Genomic DNA, 4,392 nt, shown 5'->3' with positions numbered 1-4,392 from the left:
CCCTAGGTTAAACGCTAGGTCCGACGGCTAATCGAGCCCTGTCCCTTGTCTGCCTGCGTGCCCCCGCCCAGCGCCCGCTGCCTCGCCCGCTGCCTTCTTTTGCTCGGAGCGACCACGGCTGTGGCGGCGGGACCCCCAGGCGCGGCGGCGCCCGCGGATGGCGCGAGCGGTCCGACCGTCGCGGAGCTGCTCGCCGTCTGCGAGCGCGGCCGCGCCGCCGGAGACGTCGGAGTGGATGCCGCGATGTGCGAGTGGTACGCGGTTCCCTGCGACTGTGCCGGCAAGGCGCCGGATACCGGTCCACGCTGGTGTATGCCGGAAGCGGAAACCATCGACTTGGCTCTGCCGAAGGTGCTGTCGGCGCTGCGGGCCGTGCCCCACCAACAGACCGCGGCCGCCGAAGTGGTGCCGAGCGTGATGGCGCGGCTCTACCCCTGTGCCGACCGGGGCCGACCCTGAGTCAGGCTCCGCGCCCGTTCTCGCCAACACCCGCCTGTCCGGCATGCAGCAGTATCACGATCTTCTGCGCGACGTCCTCGACAACGGTGTCGACAAGACCGACCGCACCGGTGTGGGTACGCGCTCGGTGTTCGGGCGCCAGGTGCGCTTCGACCTCGCCGCCGGCTTTCCGCTGGTGACCACCAAGCGCGTGCATCTGAAGAGCGTCGTCTACGAGCTGCTCTGGTTCCTCTCCGGCTCCACCAACAATCAATGGCTGAACGCCCATGGCGTGACCATCTGGGATGAATGGGCGGCGCCGGATGGCGAGCTCGGGCCCATCTACGGTCGACAGTGGCGCAGCTGGCCGGCCCCGGACGGGCGCAGCATCGACCAGCTGGCGGCCATCGTCGAGACCATCCGGCGCGATCCGGACTCGCGCCGGCTGGTGGTGTCAGCCTGGAACCCGGCAGACCTGCCGATGCCGGGCAGGGCGCCTGCGGACAACGCCGCTGCGGGACGCATGGCGCTCGCGCCCTGCCACTGCCTGTTCCAGTTCTATGTGCAACAGGGACGTCTCTCCTGCCAGCTGTACCAGCGCAGTGCGGATCTCTTCCTCGGCGTTCCGTTCAACATCGCAAGCTACGCGCTGCTCACGCACATGGTGGCGCAGCAGTGCGACCTGGCGCCGGGCGAGCTGGTGCACACCTTCGGCGATCTGCATCTGTACCGGAACCATCTCACGCCGGACATCGTCTATGCCCAGTTGGCCCGCGCGCCGCGGCCGCTGCCGCTGCTCGAGCTGCGCCGGCGGCCGCCGAGCCTCTTCGACTATCGCTTCGAGGACATCGTTATTACGGGCTACGACCCGCATCCACCCATCCGCGCGCCCATCGCCGTCTGATCACAGGGGCGGTGCGTGGCGCCGAATTAAGGAGACCGATCCTTGCTCGAAGCCCTCATCGACTACGCACTGTTCACCACCAAGACGCTGACCCTGCTCGCCCTCTTGGGGCTCTTCGTTGGACTGTTACTGCGGGCGCGACACCACGGCGCACACGACGGTGACGGCGGTCGGCTTGAGATCATCAGCCTCAACGATCGCTTCGATGACATGGCCGACGGCCTGAAGCGCGCCACCCAGCCGCCGAAGGCCTACAAGCGCTGGGCCAAGGCGGAGCACAAGGCGCACAAGGCCCGCAACAAAGCCGATACCGCCGAGCGGCCGCGGCTGTTCGTGCTGGACTTTCACGGTGATCTCCTGGCCAGCGAGGTCGGCGGGCTGCGGGAGACCGTTTCCGCCGTGCTGCAGGAAGCGGGCGAGAGCGATGAGGTCCTGGTGCGGCTCGATAATGCCGGTGGTGCGGTGCACGAGCACGGCCTCGCGGCGTCTCAACTATTGCGCGTCCGCAGGCGCGGCATCCCGCTGACCGTGGCGGTGGACCGGGTCGCGGCGAGCGGCGGTTATCTGATGGCCTGTGTCGCTGACCGCATTGTCGCTGCCCCGTTTGCCATCATCGGCTCCATCGGCGTGGTGGCGCAGCTACCCAACTTTCACCGCTGGCTGGAGCATCAGGGCATCGACTTCGAGCTGCACACGGCGGGCGACTACAAACGCACCCTCACGCTCTTCGGAGAGAATACCGAGGCCGGTCGAGTCAAGCTCCGCGAGCATCTCGAGGAAACACACCAACTGTTCAAGGACTTCATTCGGGAGTACCGTAAGGGAGTGGATCTCGATAAGGTGGCCACCGGCGAATACTGGTACGGCGAGCAGGCGCTGGGGCTCGGCCTAGTAGACGACCTGACGACGAGCGATGACTACCTGCTTGCCGCGCGCGCCGGTCGCGATCTCTACCGCCTGCGCTGGCAGGCCAAGAAGCGCCCATGGCAGAGGCTGGTTACCGGTATCCGTGCACTGTTGAGCCGTCTACCCCTGGGCGTGGCGGTTTCCTGAGCGTTGGCCCGATTCCGCTGACCGGGTCGAGCGTCCCAGCCGGCCGCCATCATCGGCACGCGTCTGCGAAAGCGCTGACATGAATGCCCGCCAAGAGTCCGCAGCAGACCCCGAGTCCTGGCACGCCTGCGCGTGCCTGTGCTTCCGCGCCACTTGCGTGACATACCTGCTGCTCGCGCTGGCATTCCCGACGCCGACTTGGGCGCAGGCCGCTGGCGAACCTGTGCCTGCGGCCGACGGCGGCGTTGGCGCCGAGCATGAACGCCTGCTGCGGGAGAATGCCGCGCTCACCGAGCGTCTGCGTGCGCTGGAGGGGCAGCAGGCGCTCGCCGAGCGGCTGGATGCGCAGGCATCGCGGCTGGCGACACTGGCGGAGCGTCTCGAGGCGCGGCTGGCCGCGGTCGACGACAACGGTGATGGCGCGCTCATGGACGAGGAGGCCAGGCTCGAGGCCTTGCAAAGCCGGCTGGCTGCAGCCGAGCGTGAGCGGCAGGAGGCCGAGGCCCGTGTGACGGAGCTGGAAACCCGCGTCGCTGAGCTCGAGGCGCGGCTCAAACAGCAGCAGCTGACGGTGGACGAGGCCCTGTTGCGGGCAGACAAAGCCGAGAAGCTGCACGCCGCGCTGGAGGAGACCCATGCGCGGCTCAGCACCGAGAACGAGCGTCTATCGCTGGAGCTCGCGACGGCGAAGGAACGTCAGGCCGAAGCCGTGCAGCGTGTCTTGGAGCTGGACAACCGGCTCGAGACGATGAGCGCCCGTGCGGGGGCCGCGGCGCCCGCGCCCGTCGCCGATCCGGCGGCGGCAGTCAAGCCGGCAGCGCCGACGCCCGACGGCACCGGCGCAGGCAAGGCCCCGGCCCCCGCTCAGCAGCCTGCTGCGGGCTCCATGGCCAACGGCGGCAGCAAAGTGGTCTATGAAGTTCGCGCCGAAGATACGCTCTCGCGCATCGCGGCGAAGGTCTACGGTGACGCCAGCGCATGGCGGCGGATCTTCGACGCCAACCGCGACGTGCTCAACGGTCCGGACGAGCTGCGTCTCGGCATGCGGCTCATCATTCCCTAAGGATCCCGCATTCCAGCCGGCAACGCGTCACCTCAGGGTATATGCTCAGGTGTCGTATTCCGCCGCGCGGCGGGCGTCGCCGCGGACCTTGTCGGCGGGGTATCGGGCTTCATTCAGGGTGATTTTGTCGTGCGTGGCGGCGATGAGGTCGATGTCGAGCCGCTCGGCGAGGCGCAGCAAATAGCTGAAGATGTCGGCCAGCTCATGCGCCACGGCGCGGCGCTTCTCGGGGCTCAGATCGGCGCTTTGCGCCTCTGTGAGCCATTGAAAGTGCTCCAGTAGCTCGCCGGCTTCCCCGGCCAGGGCCATGGACAGGTTCTTTGGCGACTGAAATTGCTCCCAATCGCGTGCGCGGGCAAAGTCGAGCAGACGCTCGCTCAGCGCATCGAGGCTGTCGGGCTTGGTCTGTTTCACGTGCTGACAACTGCGGCAGATCAGGTTCGAGTCAGGTCTCGGGTCAGCATCCTCAGCCCGTCCGGGCGGCGCGCTTACGCACGATGGCGGCGCGCACTTGCTCGGGAGCGGTGCCGCCCAGGTGATTGCGGGCGCGTACGGCGCCGTCGAGGCTCAGCACCTCGTACACGTCCTCACCAATGGCCGGGGAGAACCGGCGCAGCTCCTCCAGACTCAGCTCGCCGAGATCGCGGCCGGCGCGGATGCCAAAGGCGACCGCCTTGCCGACGATTTCGTGGGCGTCGCGGAAAGTGATGCCGCGGTGCACCAGGTAGTCGGCGAGATCCGTCGCCGTGGCGAAACCCTGGGTTGCGGCCGCCCGCATGCGTTCACGGTTGCAGGTCACATGGTGCATCATGTCCGCGAACACCTTGAGCGAGCCGGGCAGGTTGTCGGCGGAATCGAAGAGCGGGTCTTTGTATTCCTGATTGTCCTTGATGTATCCACACAGGTGGACGCTACTACGGGACAAGGGGCGACG

The 4,392-nt window shown here is 67.6% G+C and carries 5 protein-coding genes and 1 pseudogene; 4 read left to right on the top strand and 2 right to left on the bottom strand.

The window, feature by feature from the left end; all coding sequences use genetic code 11:
- Nucleotides 1-120: 120 nt before the first annotated feature.
- From I6U14_RS04070 to I6U14_RS04055, 4 genes are all read left to right on the top strand, one after another.
- On the top strand, nt 121-459 hold the full coding sequence (locus I6U14_RS04070) for a Rap1a/Tai family immunity protein (protein ID WP_296897071.1): 339 nt from the start codon (nt 121-123) through the stop codon (nt 457-459).
- Between the two features lie 43 nt (nt 460-502).
- A complete protein-coding gene (locus I6U14_RS04065) occupies nt 503-1,342 on the top strand; it encodes a thymidylate synthase (protein ID WP_296897069.1) in 840 nt (279 codons plus the stop codon).
- Between the two features lie 42 nt (nt 1,343-1,384).
- On the top strand, nt 1,385-2,395 hold the full coding sequence (gene sohB, locus I6U14_RS04060) for a protease SohB (RefSeq protein WP_296897067.1): 1,011 nt from the start codon (nt 1,385-1,387) through the stop codon (nt 2,393-2,395).
- A 79-nt stretch (nt 2,396-2,474) separates the two neighbouring features.
- Complete coding sequence (locus tag I6U14_RS04055) at nt 2,475-3,458, top strand: LysM peptidoglycan-binding domain-containing protein (protein ID WP_296897065.1); 984 nt, start codon at nt 2,475-2,477, stop codon at nt 3,456-3,458.
- Nucleotides 3,459-3,503: 45 nt separating this feature from the next.
- On the opposite strand, the gene I6U14_RS04050 is transcribed toward I6U14_RS04055, so the two are convergent.
- Together I6U14_RS04050 and I6U14_RS04045 are read right to left on the bottom strand one after the other, a co-directional pair.
- A complete protein-coding gene (locus I6U14_RS04050; RefSeq protein WP_296897064.1) occupies nt 3,504-3,872 on the bottom strand; it encodes a nucleotide pyrophosphohydrolase in 369 nt (122 codons plus the stop codon).
- 52 nt (nt 3,873-3,924) lie between these two features.
- Nucleotides 3,925-4,392, bottom strand: a pseudogene (locus I6U14_RS04045) (argininosuccinate lyase); the annotation flags it as partial.

It is taken from the genome of Thiohalocapsa sp., assembly GCF_019695415.1.
Classification (GTDB): Bacteria; Pseudomonadota; Gammaproteobacteria; order Chromatiales; family Chromatiaceae; genus Thiohalocapsa.
The sequence above is the reverse complement of the archived record's forward strand: the minus strand, read 5'-3'. Positions and strand labels throughout refer to the sequence as shown.

What these genes read in the sequence shown, in the direction of transcription:
- I6U14_RS04055 (WP_296897065.1), top strand. Translation starts at nt 2,475, where the DNA reads ATGAATGCCCGCCAAGAGTCCGCAGCAGACCCCGAGTCCTGGCACGCC.
- I6U14_RS04065 (WP_296897069.1), top strand. Translation starts at nt 503, where the DNA reads ATGCAGCAGTATCACGATCTTCTGCGCGACGTCCTCGACAACGGTGTC.